Origin of the sequence: Polaribacter ponticola (genome assembly GCF_026191475.2) — a bacterium.
Classification (GTDB): domain Bacteria; phylum Bacteroidota; class Bacteroidia; order Flavobacteriales; family Flavobacteriaceae; genus Polaribacter; species Polaribacter ponticola.
The window spans coordinates 94,301-108,986 of record NZ_JAOSLC020000003.1 but is presented as its reverse complement, the minus strand read 5'-3'; the positions used below and the strand labels follow the sequence as shown (position 1 = coordinate 108,986).

Below are 14,686 nucleotides of genomic sequence, written 5' to 3'. Positions count from 1 at the left end.
GATTAATATTTTTTTACTGTTTCAATAATACTTATAACTGTTTCCTTATTATCCACTCCTAAGCCTTCTTGTTGATGCACTAATTCACCTTCTGGATTAAAGACACTAATTATATTTGAATGTGAAAAATCTAATGGAGTAATTTGCTTATATTTTACAGCTAAAACATTGGCAAACTCTCTAACACTGTTCTCTGTTCCTTGTAAAAAAGTCCATTGTTCCCCATCAATATAATTTTCTAAAGCAAACTCTTTTAATCTTTTTGGGGTATCATTTTCTGGGTCAATACTTACAAAAATAAACTGAACATCATCTTTATATTCAGAAGGTATTTTACCTTCAATATTTCTCATATCACCAGTTAATCTAGGGCAAGCTGCTTTACAGGTAGTGTAAATCATCACCATCACCAACGTTTTCCCTTTTAATTCTTTTAAGGTGATCGTTTTTCCCTCCTCTGTATTCCAATTTGATGTTAAATTAAAAATTGATTCATCAGAGGTTTTATCACTTAACATTTTTTTTGATATTTTTGATATTGATCTTAAATCCATTTTACAAACAGGACAAGAACCTTTTTTATTATACACTTTTTCAGCTTCACATTTCATTGGACATCGATAACCAACTTCAGCAATTTCTTTTGTGTTTTTTTTATCACAAGAAACTAACAACACAGCTGTTACAATAAATAATATATAACCTATTTTCTTCATTTTAATTTATTTTATCATCTTTTACACATCTAAAACCAAGATTTTTCATGGTATATCTTGCCTTTAAACTTCCTCTTATTGCATAACGCATAAATGCGGCATAATTCATTAAATCTGTTGCATTTACTGCTGCACTACCACAGAATAAATTACTATCTTTATCTACATCTTTTCTAGATTCTCCAGTAATTAAAACAGAATTAAAATCAGAAGTCCATTCCCATACTAAACCATGTAAATCATATACTTTCCAATAATTCTTAAATGTTGAGCCAATTGTTTTATTAAATGTTTTTGGTTTTTCGTACCAGCTTAAAATGAACTCATTATAGGTTTTTAATGTTCTAGCATCTGGCATTGTTTTATTTGCCATTGCTACATACTCCCATTCATCAACAGTTGGCAACCTTTTCCCAAGACATTCACAATAATTTTTTGCAGCAAACCATGAAATATTTGTTATTGGCGAATTTAATTTTTGATTTGTATTTAAAATCGTATCCGCTTTCCAATCTCGTAAATAGCTTTCATCAACAAATAATTTAATGGCATTTTTTCTTTGCCATTTTGGATATTTTTTCACAAAATCTAAATATTCTTTATTGGTAACAGGATATACATCCATTAGGAAATTATTAATAGAAACCTTCATAGAGTCTCTACCATATAAAGGAATATATTCTCCTCCTTTAATTTTAACCATCTTAGACTGGCAATTTATATTGGGGGAATTCGCTAAAATTATACATATTACCAGTCTTAAAATAGTTTTCATTTAATTTGAATTAATTATTTTGATTTTTTTTAACATTTTAAAAGCAAGCCAGAAACCTATTAATAACAAAATAGCTACAAGAATGGTAGTGTTATTTTTTATAAAATCAGCATAATACGCCCCTACTAATAAGCCGAATAAAATACCAACCCACTTTATCATTGCTAAATCCCAAATATTAAAGTTTTGTTTTATTCTATTTTCTAAACTTGTTAAAAATGACATGATTTTTAGTTTTTAAAAGTTATTAATGACTACTTTTTACTGCTTTTACGGTTTTTATACTAACGTTGGTTTTATTATTTCCCCAAGAATTATAAACATAAGTCATAACATCTGCAACTTCTTCATCTGTTAAAGACTGTCTTGTCATTACGCTATTATATTTCTTACCATTCACTTTAATTTCACCAGTTTTACCATTTAAAACAATATCAATTGCTCTTTTCACATCAGCATTTAGATAATCTGATTTCGCTAAAGGAGGAAACGCATTTGGTATTCCTTGTCCTTCTGCTTGATGACAAGCGAAACACGTTTTCATATATACTTGTTTACCATCTTTTAGTTTTTGTGCCAACGTTTTTTCTACAACTTTAGCAACCACTTTTTTCTTCTTCTCTTCTGGCATGGTTTGAATTGTACTTCCTTCTGGATGATAAATTCCTTCTTGTTTTATACCAGAATATAATTTCTTATTTTCTTCTCCTGTAACTTTTAACATTCCTAAAGCACCTTTATTAAAGGCTCTAAAAATTGCATGATCTACTAAAATAAAAGTTCCAGGAACATCTACTTTAAAATCTACAATTGCTGCGCCACCCGCAGGAATAGAAGTAGTTTGTACATTTTTATTTATTAAATCTCCACCTTCTACATGTACATTGTCGAAAATTTCACCAATAACATGAAAAGAAGAAGTTAAATTTGGCCCACCGTTACCAACGTATAAACGTACAGTTTCTCCTACATTTGCAGTTATAGCATTATCGCCAGTTAAAGCACCAACTTTACCATTAAAAACTACATAATCTGCATCTTCTTTTACAGCTTTAGTCATATCAAAAGGTTGTAGACCTCTTTCTCCTGTTGCTCCTTTTGTATAAAAATCTCCTTGCATTATGTAATATTCTTTGTCTACCTTTGGCAAACCTCCTTCTGGTTCAACTAAAATTAAACCATACATTCCGTTTGCAATATGCATTCCAACTGGAGCTGTAGCGCAGTGATATACATATAAACCTGGGTTTAAAGTTTTAAAAGAAAACGTTTTTTTATGACCAGGTGCCACAAAAGAAGATTCTGCTCCACCTCCAGGACCTGTAACTGCATGTAAATCTATATTATGTGGTAATTTGTTGTCCGGATGATTCGATAATGTAAACTCTACTAAATCTCCTACTCTAGTTCTAATAAAACTTCCTGGAACAGAACCTCCAAAAGTCCAATATACATATTGTACCCCATCTGTCATAGTACCTTCTTTTTCAAGAATTTCCATATTTACTAACAGTTTTTTTGCTGGTCTATTTCCAACTGGAGCTGGCACAAAAGGTGGTGAAGTTAATTCTGCATCCATAGTCCCTTTTATATAGATATTTGCATTATCTACAATTGCTAATTCTTTTTTCTCTTCGCTTTTACAACTTGTTAGCAGTAAGCTTGCAATAAATAATAAACACACTGTTTTTAAAAGTTTCATTCTTTTAGTTTTAAGTTAATAGTTTTTATATAAAAGATATTTTTGTCTTTTATATGAACAAATTTATAGATGTTTTTAAATTTATTTTATGATTTATATCATATAAAAAGATATTTTTATCTTTTTATTTTACAAAAAATAAATTATGTTATCCAAAGCAAGTAAATATGCCATTAGAGCTGTATTACTTATTGCTAATTCAGCTTGCAAAAACAATAAAGTTGGTTCTAAAAAATTAGCGACTGAATTAAATATACCTGCTCCTTTTTTAGCTAAAACCTTGCAAGAATTAACAAAAAGCAATATAATATCTTCAGTAAAAGGCCCACATGGAGGTTTTTATTTATCAAAAGAAAGTGAAAATAAAACACTTTTTAATATTATAGATTGTGTAGATGATATAGAAAAAATTTAACAAGTGTTATCTAGGTAAACAGGAATGTAGTGAAGAAAAACCTTGTGTTGTTCATCATTTATATTATCCTTTTAAAAACGAGTTAATAAAAAAACTACAAACCAAAACAATTCTAGAAATGGCAGATGAATATGCAAATAATAACAATTTAAAACAATTATTATAATTTTTTAGAATGATAAAGTCAAAAACACAAGCATTTATAGCCTTATTATACTTTTTAATAGCTGCTTCTTTAGGCATTATACTTCGCTTATTTCCAGTTACAAATGTAAGCGCAACTTATAAGTTTTTAGTGCATACCCATTCTCACATTGCTTTATTAGGCTGGGTTTATGTGGCATTAACATCTTTAATTTTTCATTTATTTATTAAAAATGATGTCAAAAAAAATACAACTTACTGTTTTGGTGCACTCAAATTACAATTTTAGGAATGCTTTTAAGTTTTCCTATAACTGGTTATGCTCTTTATTCAATTATTTTTTCTACCTTATTTTTAATTTGTACATATTGGTTTTATTCCTTTTTTAAAAAGCACAACAATTGTAAAAAAGATAGATATTCATATAAATTTATAAATGCTTCTCTCCTATTTTTAATTATTTCTAGTATTGGTCCTTGGGCAATAGGAATAATCATGAATACCTTAGGTAGCACTTCTCATTGGTATAAAAATGCAATTTATTTCTACTTACATTTTCAATATAATGGCTGGTTTATTTTTTGCCTTTTAGGACTGTTTTTTTCTTTTTAGAAAAGCATAAAATTTATGCAGAAAAAGCTTTTGTTTCTTCTTTTTATAAATTGATGATTGTAAGCTGCGTACTTACGGTATGCTTATCCTTTCTTTGGATAAAACCGCCTTTAGAAATTTATATCATTGGGTTTATAGGCGCCATAATACAATTAATTGCTTTATTTAAGTTTTGGCAAATAATAAATACAATTATTAAAGATTTACATAAAAAATTAACTCCCTTTACAATTCGATTATTAACATTTATTTATGCTCTTTTTGTCTTTAAAATTGTGCTACAATTACTAACATCTATTCCTTATTTTGCTGAATTAACATCTCAAATTATAGATTTTGTAATTGGTTATTTACACTTAAATTTTATAGGAATTGTAAGCTTAACTTTGTTTGTTTTTTTGAAAGAATTTGGTTTATTAAAACTCTCTAAGATTTGGGTTAGAGTGTATCTTTTAGGTTTTAGTTTGTCAGAAATACTTATTTTTTACAAAGGTTTTTGCAATTGGCAACAGTTATCCATCATCAACAATTATTATCTAATTTTAATGCTAGTTAGTAGTTTAATACCAATTGCCGTTTTAGGAATTTTTATTCAGAACTTAAAACCTATTTTTTCCACTCAGCCAACACTTCCATAGCAAACGTATTACATTGTTCTAATGTATCTTTAATATGCTTTAATGTTGTTTTAGGATTTATTAAGCACATTCTAATTACAATCTGATTTTGTAAAACCGTTGTTACTAAAAGTGCTTCTTTAGAAGCAACTACTCTAGCAGAAATTTCTTGGTTTAAAGTATCTAACTCCTTTTCTATTAAATTTAAACCTAAAGGATTGTATCTAAAATTTATAATTGCCAATGTTGCTGGTGAAACAATTTCCCAGTTTTTACTTTTTCTTAAAATATCTTCTGTTTTATCAGCTAAATCAATATTATAAGAAATAGCTTCTTTAAAAGTTTCTAAACCATACGTTTTTATAGACATATAAAATTTTAAAGCTCTAAACCTTCTTGTTAATTGAATTCCGTAGTCGTAAAAATTAATTTCAGATTCGTTACCTTCAATATCTCTTAAATACTCAGGTTTTTCACTAAAAGTATTACTTAACCAAGAAGCATCCTTTACTAATAAACAACCAATTTCATAAGGCTGAAAAAACCATTTATGAGGATCTACCGTTAAAGAATCTGCTCGTTCTATACCTTGTAATATTTTACTTCCTTTTTTCGATAAAATTGCAGCACCACCATAAGCGCCATCAATATGAAACCAAAGGTTTTCTTTTTCGCAAATATCTGCTAATGTATCTAAAGGATCAACAGTACCTGTATTTGTTGTACCTGCAGAAGCTATAATACAGAAAGGTTTTTTTCCTTCTAATTTATCTTTTGCAATTTCATTTTTAAGTTTATTAATACTAAACTTAAACTCTATGTCTGTTGGTATTATTTTTACTTGTTCCTTTTTAAAACCTAAAACACGAATTGCTTTAATATTTGATGAGTGCGCCTGATCTGATAAATAAATAACTGCATCAGAAAAATCATCGCCACATTTTACTCTTCTTGCAGTAGCTAAACCTGTTAAATTAGCCATAGAACCTCCGCTTGTAAAAATCCCTCCTCCTTTTGTTACCGGAAAATTAAACATTTTTAACAACCAGTTTAAAGTAACAATTTCCAATTCTGCTGCTGCAGGAGAAACAATCCATCCGCCAGAAAAAATATTAAATCCGGTTGCTAAAGAATCTGCCATTGTACTAATAAAATTACTAGGTCCTGGCACAAAAGAAAATGCTTTTGGATGACTAGAAATATTACTATTTGGCATAACATTTTCCATTACAAAATCTAATACTTTGTCTGCTTCCATTCCTTCCTCTGGAGCTTCTTGCAAGAAAATATCGTCCATTTCTACTCTTGTAGCGCTAGAAACTGGCTTTTTATTATCAACTTCATCATAATGTGCTACAATTAAATCAACAATTTTGTAACCATACGATTTCATTTCTTCTACAGATAAATCAAAAAAAGGCTTCATTATTTTTTTCTGCAAAATTACAAGATGTTATTGTCTTATTACTGATATTTATCATATTAAAACCAATAATTTTAATAATAAAACTAACTTTCACTTTTCTTTAGTAATCAGCAATATTCTTTTCATTATTTTTGCTAAAAACAAGTAATATTGACTAAAGTATTTTTTTATTTCTGATAACTTTTACTACAATTTCATTTTCGCAAGAAAAAGAAAAATTGAATATTATGCCGAACAGCAAGAAGCTGATGAAGACAAATATCCAGGAGCCACAATTCTTATTGGTAATGTTAAAATGAATCATGAAGGCATAAATTTAACTTGCCAACAAGCGTTATACTATAAAAAACAAAACTTTTTTAAAGCAATTGGTAATGTTTTAATAAAACAAGGAGATACCATTACCCAAACTAGTGATTATGCAGATTATGACGTAAACTCTAAACAAGCACTTTCTTGGGGAGACGTGGTTTTAAATGACCCTACAATGACCTTAACTACAGACACTTTACAGTTTGATAGATTAAATCAGAAATTATATTATAGAAGTTACGCTACCATAAAAGACGCAACAAATACACTAAAAAGTAAAAATGGTAATTATTATTTAGAAAATAAAAAGTTTACTGCTACAACTAAAGTAACCGTAGTAAACCCAGAACATAATTTAGAATCTAATCATTTAGATTATTATACAAATACGGGTTACACTTATTTATATGGTCCATCTACAATAACAAATACCGAAAACGAAAATAAAATTTATTGCGAAAGAGGTTTTTACAATACAAAAACAGATATTTCTCATTTTGTAAAAAATGCAAAACTATATTTAAAAGAAAGAACTGTTGAAGGCGATAGTTTATATTATGATAAAAGAAAAGGATTTGCTTCTGCAACAAACAATATTCAAATTATAGATACAGTTCAAAATTTTATTACTAGAGGAAATTATGCAGAAATTTTTGAATTAAAAGACTCACTTTTTATTATTAAAAAAGCAGTGGCAATTTCTATAATAGAAAAAGACTCTATGTTTATACATGGTGATACTTTATTAGTAACAGGTAAGCCCAAAAAACGCATTATTAGAAACTATCATAATGTAAAAATATTTAAATCAGATTTACAAGGAAAGTGCGATTCTATTCACACAGATCAACAAACCGGATTAACTAGAATGTATAGAAATCCTGTTATTTGGTCTGATCAAAATCAAATTACTGGAGATACAATCTATTTAAAATCTAATGTTGAAACCGAAAAATTAGACTCTTTAAAAGTATTTAACAACTCTTTTATAGTATCTAAAGATTCTTTATCTGAAAACGATTATAACCAAATAAAAGGACGAAATATGTTTGGTAAGTTTGAGCAAAACAAACTAAGAACTCTTTTAGTAAAAGGTAATGCTGAATCTATTTATTACAATAGAAATGAGCAAACTAATATTATAGAAACAATTACAAAAGAAATTTCTAGTAATATAGAATTCACTTTAGACAAAGGGATTATTCAAACCATAAAATACTTAAAAGCTTCTGATGGTAAAACATATCCACCTTCTAAACTACCAGAAGATATAAAAAAATTAAAAGGTTTTATTTGGCGAGAAAAAGAGCAACCAAAAAAAATGGAAGACATTTTTATTAAAGGAAATAACAAAAAACAGGAAACTCCTGTAAAAAAGAACAATAGAAAAAATAAAAATGCTGTGCTCGATGATAAATCAGCTTTTAAAAACAATAAAGTAAAAGCTTTAAATAAACAATAATTTTGAAATCAGATTTTTTTAAATACCAAGCACAAACCTCTTCTCACCCACTTGCCATAGAAATTTCTCATGCTAATGGAAGTTATATTTATGATGTTAATGGAAAAGAGTATTTAGACTTTGTTGCAGGAGTTTCTGCTAATAGTTTAGGACATAATCATCCCAGAGTATCTGAAGCTATTAAAAATCAGGTTGATAAATTTGCGCATGTAATGGTTTATGGCGAGTTTATACAACAACCACAAGTAGAACTTTGTAAAATATTAGCTTCTACTTTACCAGAAAACTTATCATCCGTTTATATTACAAATTCTGGTACAGAAGCTACAGAAGGCGCTTTAAAACTTGCAAAAAGAGTTACAGGAAGAGCAGAAATTATTGCTGCAAAAAACTCATATCATGGTAATACACAAGGCGCAATGAGTGTTTCTGGTGTAGAAAGACAAAATGCTGCTTTTAGGCCTTTAATTCCTGGTATTCGTTTTATTGAGTTTAATAATGTTGATGATTTATCAAAAATAACAAACAAAACCGCTGCTGTAATTTTAGAAACCATACAAGGTGGAGCTGGTTTTATAGAACCAAAAAATGATTATTTATCAAAAATAAAAAAACGTTGTGAAGAAGTTGGTGCTTTATTAATTCTTGATGAAATACAAACAGGAATTGGTAGAACTGGTACTTTCTGGGGATTTGAAAACTATAATGTTATACCAGATATTATTATTACAGGTAAAGGTTTAGGTGGCGGAATGCCAATTGGCGCTTTTATTGCTTCTAACGAGCATATGGGTTTGCTAAAAGACAATCCTAAATTAGGTCATATTTCTACATTTGCAGGTCATCCTATAATTGCTGCTGCTGCAAACGCAACTGTTAAAGAAATATTAGAAAAAAATTTACTCTCAGAGAGTTTAAGAAAAGAACAAATTATTAGAAAACATTTACAACATTCTGCCATAAAAGAAATTAGAGGAAAAGGATTAATGTTAGCTGCAATTGTTGAATCGCCAGAATTAGCTGCAAAAATTATTCTTACTTGCTTAGATCGTGGTTTAATTCTCTTTTTCTTATTATTTGAAGGTAAAGCAATGCGAATTACACCACCGTTAACAATCTCAGATGACGAACTTATAAAAGGCTGTACTATTATTCTTGATGTTATTAATGAAAGTATTAATAATTAGTTTTTCAAGACACAATAATCTTTTAAAAAACTATTAAATATTAATTTCTAAACTTATTTCTATTAATAATATGTTTTAAATGTTGTTTTAAATCCTGACCAGCATCGTAAATCATTTGTTCGTTTGAAGGAAAAGAAGCCACACGCAACCTTGTTAAGTCTAAATATGACTGCTCTAAAGCTCTTTTATCACCTTTAAAACTTGCATAAACATGCTGAAAAGCAAATTCACTTTCAATAGGATACGTTTCAATTGTTTGTTTGGTATTAAAATCTACATATTTAACTTGTCCAATTACTTTTGCTGTTTTAAGTTGTGTAAATTCATATAACTGACATCTAACTTTTACAAACTTATCAACCTTAATTTTCTCACCATCTTTATCTAAAACTTGATTTCCTTTATCATCTAAAAGATACTTAAAACCATCTTTAACCTGCTTTTCTTTAATAATTTCTCTTTCCCTTATTTGTTCTGGTGATACTTGAATATCTCTTAAGTTTAATTCTAAACCAAAATCATAACTTATTTTTGAGTCTTTAACACCATGATAAACGGTCCATAAATCATTTAATCCATAGGTGTCAAAATTTAATAAATCTTCTTCTAATCGTTTCGGAATCACTTTTTCAGTTTGATTTTTCATAGAAACAAATACAAAATCAATACCTCTACTATGAGCAACATCCATTAAATTACGAACTTCTTTATAATTAGGATTTATTTTTTCTATGTAGTCTAAATCGGCGTATGCATTTCTATAATCTAATTTGTTATCTGCTTCAATAAGCTGTTTTGCATTGTTATATAGATGATTTGACAATTCATTTTTAGAAGCTATAATTTCATCATCATAATTATTTAACTTAAAAATAGCATTTCTATTTTCTTTTAAAATTGGCAATGGCAACAATGGCTTCAACCATTCTTGTCTGTTTTTTAAGCTTGTATATAAACCAAAAATTGTTTCTAAACTCTCTGGATTATTTTCTTTTTTAAGAAAAGCTATTTTTGCTTCGTCTTTAGACACTGCTTTAGCAAAAGCGTCTTCTAACATTAAGATATAAGGCTGATTTCCTTTTTTTGTTTTGTTCTTTTTTAAATTTTCTATGGCAATATTCATTGCGCTATCATAATTACCATTACTTATAGCTTCTTGGGTATTTTTTATACTGCTACAAGAAATAAAGAATAAAAACGATAAAATAACAAGTAGTTGTTTTTTCATAATAGTTAGGTTTTGTTTGGTTATTTCAATAGGTGTGCCAAAAATATCATTTTAAAAAATTTTATTAATAATTAAACCGATAAGTTTTAAATCAAAAAAATCCCAATGATTTCTCATTGGGATTTACTTATATATCGTCTAAAAAATTACACGTTAAAACGAAAGTGCATTACATCGCCATCTTTAACAACGTATTCTTTACCTTCTACTCTCATTTTACCAGCTTCTTTTACCTTAGCCTCAGAACCAAAAGTTACATAATCTTCATATGCTATCGTTTCTGCTCTAATAAAACCTTTTTCAAAATCTGTATGAATAACACCTGCAGCTTGCGGCGCTGTAGAACCAATAGGAATAGTCCAAGCTCTTACTTCTTTTACACCTGCTGTAAAATAAGTTTGTAAGTTTAATAATTTATACGCAGAACGCACTAATCTAGACACACCTGCTTCTTCTAAGCCAATATCTGCTAAAAACATTTGTCTTTCTTCATAATCATCTAATTCTGTAATATCTGCTTCTGTACCAACAGCTAAAATAATTACTTCAGCATTTTCGTCTTTTACAGCTTCTCTAACTTTTTCTACATAAGCATTTCCAGAAACTGCAGAACCTTCATCTACATTACAAACGTATAATACAGGTTTTAAAGTTATAAACTGTAAAGGTTGCACAAATTCCATTTCTTTTTCAGAAAACGATATTGCTCTTACAGAAATTCCTTTTAATAAAGTTTCTTCTATTTTTAACAAAACTATTAATTCTGCTTGCGCTTCTTTATTACCCGTTTTTGCAGTTCTTTTTACACGCTCTAAACGTTTTTCTACTGCTTCTAAATCTTTTAATTGTAATTCAATGTCAATAGTTTCTTTATCTCTAACAGGATCTACAGAACTATCAACATGAATAATATTATCGTTATCAAAACAACGTACAACATGTAAAAGGGCATCTGTTTCTCTAATATTTGCTAAAAACTGATTTCCTAAACCTTCTCCTTTACTTGCTCCTTTAACCAAACCAGCTATATCTACTATTTCTACTGTAGCTGGTAAAACTCTTTCTGGGTTTACCAATTCTTCTAATTTTTCTAAACGTGTATCTGGTACGTTTACAACACCTAAATTAGGTTCAATGGTACAAAAAGGAAAGTTTGCACTTTGTGCTTTTGCATTAGATAAACAATTAAATAAAGTTGATTTTCCTACGTTTGGTAATCCTACAATTCCAGCTTTCATTATTCTTTAGATGTTTTGATAAAATAGATACAAAAACCAAAACTTGATTTTTGCGTTGCAAATATAGATGTTTTAAACATAAAAAATTCCGAATTTACTTCGGAATTTTTTATGCACATGATTCAAAAAAATCATGTTTCTTGTTTCAAAAAAAGTCTTTAAACTATTCGTTATGCATAAAACTTTGTTTTTCTAATAAAAACTCATCAGTTTCTACAACATCTTCATCTGGCACACAACAATCTACAGGGCAAACTGCAGCACATTGTGGCTCATCATGAAAACCTTTACATTCTGTACATTTATCTGGTACGATGTAATATATCTCATCGGAAACAGGTTCTTGATCTTCATCTGCATTTACAGCTTTTCCTCCTGGTAAAACTACATCACCATTTAAATCTGTACCATCAGCATACTTCCAATCATCTGCTCCTTCATAAATTGCAGTGTTAGGACATTCTGGTTCGCATGCCCCACAATTTATACATTCATCTGTTATAATAATTGCCATAATTTTCTCTTCTGTTTTTGTACCTTTGTAGTTGCAAAAATAAAGCCAAAATCATAGACAACCAAAATAAATGATTAGTATTCAAAATAGAATTACTGCATTCGCAAAATTAGGGGACTTTTTAAGTCAGTTTTCTGTAGATAATGTAACAAAAAAAGATAATATTGAGCATAATGAAATCTTTTTTGACGGTTTCGTTCATCAAATTAAAGTAGCTCAAGAAAACAATTCTTGGTTTACAAAAGACAATATATTATTTACATTAAATAATTGGAGTAAATCCCTAAACAAAAAGAACTTAACAAACTTTACAGAAAGCATTACTTTAAAAAACGAATCACCTAAAAATGTAGCCATAATTATGGCAGGAAACATACCTTTAGTAGGTTTTCATGATTTTTTATCTGTGTTAATCTCTGGCCATTCTGTATTAGTAAAGCAATCTTCTAATGATAAACATTTATTACCATTTTTAACTAAATATTTAGAGTATGTAGAAGAAGGTTTTAAAGGTAAAATTCTTTTTACAGAAGAAAAATTAGATAATTTCGACGCAGTCATTGCTACAGGAAGCTCTAATACTGCTCGTTATTTTGAATATTACTTTAAAAATAAACCTAATATTATTAGAAAAAGTAGAAATTCTGTTGCTGTAATTACTGGTAAAGAAACAGATGAAGACTTTGCAAAATTATCTGATGATGTTTTTCAGTATTTTGGTTTAGGCTGTAGAAGTGTTTCTAAGTTATATGTACCAAAAGGGTTTAATTTTGATGCTTTTTTTAATGGAATGTATAGCAAAAAAGATTTTATAAATAATGCTAAGTACGCTAATAATTACGACTATAATAAGGCTGTGTACTTAATGAGTGAGTTCGATTTATTAGAAAATGGATTTCTTATGATAAAGGAAGACGAAAGCTACTCCTCGCCTATTGCAACGATTTTTTATGAGTATTACGATAATGAAGCCGATTTAAAAATAAAATTACATCAAGATAAAGAAAAAATTCAATGTATAGTAGCTAAAGATTTTTTAGAAACTGAAGTTGCATTTGGACAAACACAAAATCCGCAGTTAACAGATTACGCAGATGGCGTAAATACGTTAGAATTTTTATCAAATATATAAATATGGTTATTGGTTGATAGTTTTTAGTTGATGGTAAAAACCTGAAACTTTGAAGTTCAAAAGAAAACAAAAAAATGAAAAAACATAATTTTAGTGCAGGCCCTTGTATTTTACCACAAGAAGTACTTAAAAAAGCATCTGAAGCCATTTTAAATTTTAATGATGATAATTTATCATTGATAGAAATATCTCACAGAAGTGAATCTTTTGTAAATGTTATTGAAAAAGCACGTTCTTTAGCTTTAGAACTTTTAGAATTAGAGAATAAAGGATATAAAGCTTTGTTTTTACAAGGTGGCGCGAGTATGCAGTTTTTAATGGTTACTTATAACTTATTAAATAAAAAAGCTGCATATTTAAATACAGGAACTTGGTCTGACAAAGCAATTAAAGAAGCAAAAATGTTTGGAGAAGTTGTAGAAGTTGCAACGTCTAAAGACAAAAACTTCTCTTACATTCCTAAAGAATTTTCAATTTCAAAGGATGTAGATTACTTTCACACAACAAGTAATAATACTATTTACGGAACACAAATAAAAGACTTTCCTGAATTTAAAGGAGTTAACGTTTGTGATATGAGTTCAGATATTTTTTCGCGTCAATTAGACTTTTCAAAATTCGATTTAATTTATGCCGGAGCTCAAAAAAACATGGGGCCAGCAGGAACAACATTGGTTATTATTAAAGAAGATATATTAGGTAAGGTAGAAAGACAGATTCCGTCTATGTTAAATTACCAAGTTCATTTAGATAAAGATAGCATGTTTAATACACCTTCTGTTTTTGCAGTTTATACTTCTATGTTAACTTTGGAATGGTTAAAAAATTTAGGCGGAATTCCGTTTATCGAAAAAGTAAATAACAAGAAAGCAGCTTTATTATATTCAGAAATTGATAGAAATCCACTTTTTAAAGGATTTGCAGCAAAAGAAGATAGAAGTAATATGAATGTTACTTTTAATTTGATAGACGATACATTGAAAGAAACTTTTGATAATTTGTGGCAAGAAGCTGGCATAAATGGTTTAAATGGGCATAGAAGTGTTGGCGGATATAGAGCAAGTATGTACAATGCATTGCCTTTACATAGCGTACAAGTATTGGTTGATGTAATGCAAGAATTAGAAAGAATTCAAAAATAAATACAAATCGTCATTCCGAATGAAATGAAGGAATCTTAACAATAAGATTGCCTCGTCATTTCAA

General features: G+C 28.7%; 15 protein-coding genes. 7 read left to right on the top strand and 8 right to left on the bottom strand.

What is annotated here, in order from left to right; all coding sequences use genetic code 11:
* Positions 1 to 2: 2 nt before the first annotated feature.
* The 4 genes from N5A56_RS05230 to nirK form a co-directional block, all read right to left on the bottom strand.
* A complete protein-coding gene (locus N5A56_RS05230) occupies positions 3 to 716 on the bottom strand; it encodes an SCO family protein (RefSeq protein WP_265724538.1) in 714 nt (237 codons plus the stop codon).
* A 1-nt stretch (position 717) separates the two neighbouring features.
* Positions 718 to 1,419 (bottom strand): formylglycine-generating enzyme family protein, encoded by a 702-nt coding sequence (locus N5A56_RS05225; protein ID WP_265724537.1) that lies wholly within the window; start codon positions 1,417 to 1,419, stop codon positions 718 to 720.
* 72 nt (positions 1,420 to 1,491) lie between these two features.
* Positions 1,492 to 1,716: a hypothetical protein gene (locus N5A56_RS05220; protein ID WP_265724536.1), complete on the bottom strand. Its 225-nt coding sequence runs from the start codon at positions 1,714 to 1,716 to the stop codon at positions 1,492 to 1,494.
* A gap of 22 nt (positions 1,717 to 1,738) precedes the next feature.
* Positions 1,739 to 3,193 carry a copper-containing nitrite reductase gene (gene nirK / locus N5A56_RS05215; protein ID WP_265724535.1) on the bottom strand — a complete coding sequence of 485 codons (1,455 nt, stop codon included), beginning with the start codon at positions 3,191 to 3,193 and terminating at the stop codon, positions 1,739 to 1,741.
* A 145-nt stretch (positions 3,194 to 3,338) separates the two neighbouring features.
* On the opposite strand from nirK, the gene N5A56_RS05210 reads away from it, so the two are divergent.
* The 3 genes from N5A56_RS05210 (at position 3,339) to N5A56_RS05200 (ending at position 5,002) form a co-directional block, all read left to right on the top strand.
* Positions 3,339 to 3,608, top strand: coding sequence for an RrF2 family transcriptional regulator (locus tag N5A56_RS05210; RefSeq protein ID WP_265724534.1), 270 nt, complete (start codon positions 3,339 to 3,341; stop codon positions 3,606 to 3,608).
* 175 nt (positions 3,609 to 3,783) lie between these two features.
* Positions 3,784 to 4,041 (top strand): hypothetical protein, encoded by a 258-nt coding sequence (locus N5A56_RS05205; protein WP_265724533.1) that lies wholly within the window; start codon positions 3,784 to 3,786, stop codon positions 4,039 to 4,041.
* A gap of 598 nt (positions 4,042 to 4,639) precedes the next feature.
* The gene (locus N5A56_RS05200) at positions 4,640 to 5,002 is read left to right on the top strand and encodes a hypothetical protein (RefSeq protein WP_265724532.1); all 363 of its coding nucleotides are present in this window, start codon (positions 4,640 to 4,642) and stop codon (positions 5,000 to 5,002) included.
* On the opposite strand, the gene N5A56_RS05195 is transcribed toward N5A56_RS05200, so the two are convergent.
* Positions 4,971 to 6,407: a pyridoxal phosphate-dependent decarboxylase family protein gene (locus N5A56_RS05195; RefSeq protein ID WP_265724531.1), complete on the bottom strand. Its 1,437-nt coding sequence runs from the start codon at positions 6,405 to 6,407 to the stop codon at positions 4,971 to 4,973. The genes N5A56_RS05200 and N5A56_RS05195 overlap by 32 nt on opposite strands.
* Positions 6,408 to 6,576: 169 nt before the next feature.
* Between N5A56_RS05195 and N5A56_RS05190 the strand changes: the two genes are divergently transcribed.
* Both N5A56_RS05190 and N5A56_RS05185 read left to right on the top strand, forming a co-directional pair.
* Positions 6,577 to 8,181 (top strand): OstA-like protein, encoded by a 1,605-nt coding sequence (locus tag N5A56_RS05190; RefSeq protein ID WP_274270565.1) that lies wholly within the window; start codon positions 6,577 to 6,579, stop codon positions 8,179 to 8,181.
* 2 nt (positions 8,182 to 8,183) lie between these two features.
* Positions 8,184 to 9,368, top strand: coding sequence for an aspartate aminotransferase family protein (locus N5A56_RS05185; RefSeq protein WP_265724530.1), 1,185 nt, complete (start codon positions 8,184 to 8,186; stop codon positions 9,366 to 9,368).
* Between the two features lie 40 nt (positions 9,369 to 9,408).
* On the opposite strand, the gene N5A56_RS05180 is transcribed toward N5A56_RS05185, so the two are convergent.
* The 3 genes from N5A56_RS05180 to N5A56_RS05170 all read right to left on the bottom strand — a co-directional run bounded on the left by N5A56_RS05180 (position 9,409) and on the right by N5A56_RS05170 (position 12,348).
* On the bottom strand, positions 9,409 to 10,596 hold the full coding sequence (locus tag N5A56_RS05180) for a hypothetical protein (protein ID WP_265724529.1): 1,188 nt from the start codon (positions 10,594 to 10,596) through the stop codon (positions 9,409 to 9,411).
* Positions 10,597 to 10,742: 146 nt separating this feature from the next.
* Entirely contained in the window at positions 10,743 to 11,834 is a 1,092-nt protein-coding gene (gene ychF / locus N5A56_RS05175; protein WP_265724528.1) for a redox-regulated ATPase YchF, read from the bottom strand.
* 163 nt (positions 11,835 to 11,997) lie between these two features.
* Positions 11,998 to 12,348, bottom strand: a complete 351-nt coding sequence (locus N5A56_RS05170; RefSeq protein WP_265724527.1) for a 4Fe-4S dicluster domain-containing protein — start codon at positions 12,346 to 12,348, stop codon at positions 11,998 to 12,000.
* 70 nt (positions 12,349 to 12,418) lie between these two features.
* On the opposite strand from N5A56_RS05170, the gene N5A56_RS05165 reads away from it, so the two are divergent.
* Together N5A56_RS05165 and serC are read left to right on the top strand one after the other, a co-directional pair.
* Entirely contained in the window at positions 12,419 to 13,480 is a 1,062-nt protein-coding gene (locus N5A56_RS05165; RefSeq protein WP_265724526.1) for an acyl-CoA reductase, read from the top strand.
* Positions 13,481 to 13,554: 74 nt separating this feature from the next.
* Positions 13,555 to 14,622 (top strand): 3-phosphoserine/phosphohydroxythreonine transaminase, encoded by a 1,068-nt coding sequence (serC, locus tag N5A56_RS05160; RefSeq protein WP_265724525.1) that lies wholly within the window; start codon positions 13,555 to 13,557, stop codon positions 14,620 to 14,622.
* Positions 14,623 to 14,686 lie beyond the last annotated feature (64 nt).

Coding starts and splice junctions, on each gene's coding strand:
- N5A56_RS05210 (WP_265724534.1), top strand. CDS start 3,339: ATGTTATCCAAAGCAAGTAAATATGCCATTAGAGCTGTATTACTTATT.
- N5A56_RS05225 (WP_265724537.1), bottom strand. CDS start 1,419: ATGGTTAAAATTAAAGGAGGAGAATATATTCCTTTATATGGTAGAGAC.
- N5A56_RS05170 (WP_265724527.1), bottom strand. CDS start 12,348: ATGGCAATTATTATAACAGATGAATGTATAAATTGTGGGGCATGCGAA.
- N5A56_RS05165 (WP_265724526.1), top strand. CDS start 12,419: ATGATTAGTATTCAAAATAGAATTACTGCATTCGCAAAATTAGGGGAC.
- N5A56_RS05205 (WP_265724533.1), top strand. CDS start 3,784: ATGATAAAGTCAAAAACACAAGCATTTATAGCCTTATTATACTTTTTA.
- N5A56_RS05180 (WP_265724529.1), bottom strand. CDS start 10,596: ATGAAAAAACAACTACTTGTTATTTTATCGTTTTTATTCTTTATTTCT.
- N5A56_RS05195 (WP_265724531.1), bottom strand. CDS start 6,407: ATGAAGCCTTTTTTTGATTTATCTGTAGAAGAAATGAAATCGTATGGT.
- serC (WP_265724525.1), top strand. CDS start 13,555: ATGAAAAAACATAATTTTAGTGCAGGCCCTTGTATTTTACCACAAGAA.
- nirK (WP_265724535.1), bottom strand. CDS start 3,193: ATGAAACTTTTAAAAACAGTGTGTTTATTATTTATTGCAAGCTTACTG.
- N5A56_RS05230 (WP_265724538.1), bottom strand. CDS start 716: ATGAAGAAAATAGGTTATATATTATTTATTGTAACAGCTGTGTTGTTA.
- N5A56_RS05220 (WP_265724536.1), bottom strand. CDS start 1,716: ATGTCATTTTTAACAAGTTTAGAAAATAGAATAAAACAAAACTTTAAT.
- ychF (WP_265724528.1), bottom strand. CDS start 11,834: ATGAAAGCTGGAATTGTAGGATTACCAAACGTAGGAAAATCAACTTTA.